The organism is Cupriavidus sp. 05T313 (genome assembly GCF_056396665.1).
This window is the reverse complement of the sequence record NZ_JBFTLX010000477.1, coordinates 1-1,833: the sequence shown is the minus strand read 5'-3', so window position 1 is coordinate 1,833 and position 1,833 is coordinate 1. Positions and strand designations below refer to the sequence as shown.

Sequence of the window (1,833 nt, the reverse complement as noted above, 5' to 3'; positions counted from 1 at the left end):
GCATTCAACTGGGTAGTGGACGTGTACGAGAGCACCGAGGAGATCAAGGCGCGAGGCCRGGTCATCGTCGGGATGCTTCACCAGAACATCGGTCACCTGGGCATCTTCGTTTCGGGGAAGGTGGCACAGAAGGAGCACGCGCAGATCGTGTCCGTGCTGAAGAGCATCGAACTGCTGCCTCCCGGGCTCTATGGCATGGCCATTACGGAGCGTGCGGAAAAGAGCGCAAGCGGCGACGTCGAGTACGACGTGGAGTTCCGGGAGCATCGCCTCGAGGATATCGTGGCGCGGCTCAATCGCTTCCAGCGAGTCGACGAGAAGCCGTTCGAGGCTGTAGCCGCGCTGTCGGATTTCAATCAGCGCGCCTATGAGCTGTTCGCGCAACCCTTCGTGCAGGCGATGTCCAACGATTTCTCGGCACGCTTGCTGCGCGAGTTCCACCCGCTGCGGGTGCAGAACTGGGCGCTGTCGGATATGAACCCCTGGCTCGCCTGGCTGGGTCCCGCCGCCGAAGCCGTCAGGGAGAACCGTCAGGCCATGGAGCCAGACCATCCGCTGCGGCAGCGGGAACAAGCCGGGGCCGAACTCGTCAGCGCGGCGCTGGACGGATACCGTGCCGTGCGCGACGCCATGACGGAGGCATCGTTCTTCGGCATCTACGCCAATATGTTCTCCCTGTACTTCGGCAACAAAGAGCCGGCGCATGAGGGACGGCCGGTGGCGGCGGAGCCGGCGGAGCTGCCGCAGGTCAGGGAGGCCCTGGCTTCGATAGCGCGAGGAGGCTATGTGGAAGCGCTCGGCAGGATCGCGTTCCTGTTGATGCGCCATGGGGAGCCGCTGCCGCTCTCGCGGCTGGAGATGCGCAAGGAGATGGTAGCTGACTACGGTGAATTCCTGCCCGAAGTGCCGATGCACGAGTGGCGCTCGATTCGCGGCCAGCAGGAAATCATCGTTCAGCATGCGCCGGAGCAGGCCCTGGAGACGCTGGCGGTCCTGCTCCAGGATCCGGCCGACCGCGAACGGCTGCTGACGCTGCTGGACAAGCTGTCGGCGGATGAGCGCGTGCTTGGCAGCAAGCCCACGGCAGAACAGGTGGCCATGCTCGCGCGCATCCGGAGAGCCGCGGCGGGAAAGCCGGAGCGCGTGCGCCGACCGGCTACGCTCGCGCGGGCCTGAGCGCGCCGGGAATGCTGCCGGCCACGGCTTCATCGAGCAGGAGGAGTGCAAGTGAACACCAAGCACGAGAAGTACCAGCGATTGATTGAGTTCTGCAAGTCCATCCCGCCAACGCCGACGGCGGTGGTGCATCCGTGCGACCGGAGTTCGCTGGAAGGGGCGGTGGAAGCTGCACAGATGGGGCTGATCGCCCCCATCCTGGTCGGTCCCAGGGCGCGCATCGAGGAAACAGCGAAGGCCGCCGGTATCGACATCAGTCCGTATCCGATCGTCGATGCGCCTTTCAGCCATGCGGCTGCCGCCGCTGCCGTGCAACTGGTGCGCGAAGGCAAGGCCGAGGCGCTGATGAAAGGCAGTCTGCACACGGATGAGCTGATGGCGGCGGTGGTCAAGGGCGATACTGGCTTGCGCACCTCCCGGCGTGTCAGCCACTGCTTCGTGATGGACGTGCCGGACCATGAGGAGGCGCTGATTATCACGGACGCCGCCGTGAACATTGCTCCCACGCTCGCCGAGAAGGCGGACATCCTCCAGAACGCCATCGATCTGGCCCATGCGCTGCAATTCAAGGAGGTAAGGGTGGCGATCCTGTCGGCGATGGAGACCGTCAATCCGAAGGTCCCGTCCACTATCGAAGCTGCAGCGCTGTGCAAGATG

Annotated in this window: 2 protein-coding genes; both read left to right on the top strand. The window is 64.7% G+C overall.

The window, feature by feature from the left end; all coding sequences use genetic code 11:
* On the top strand, positions 1–1,176 hold a 1,176-nt coding region (locus AC1DKD_RS40995; protein ID WP_477144718.1), incomplete at its 5' end, for a DUF3141 domain-containing protein.
* Between the two features lie 51 nt (positions 1,177–1,227).
* Positions 1,228–1,833, top strand: a 606-nt coding sequence (locus AC1DKD_RS40990; RefSeq protein ID WP_477144717.1) for a bifunctional enoyl-CoA hydratase/phosphate acetyltransferase, incomplete at its 3' end; no start/stop codon positions are given.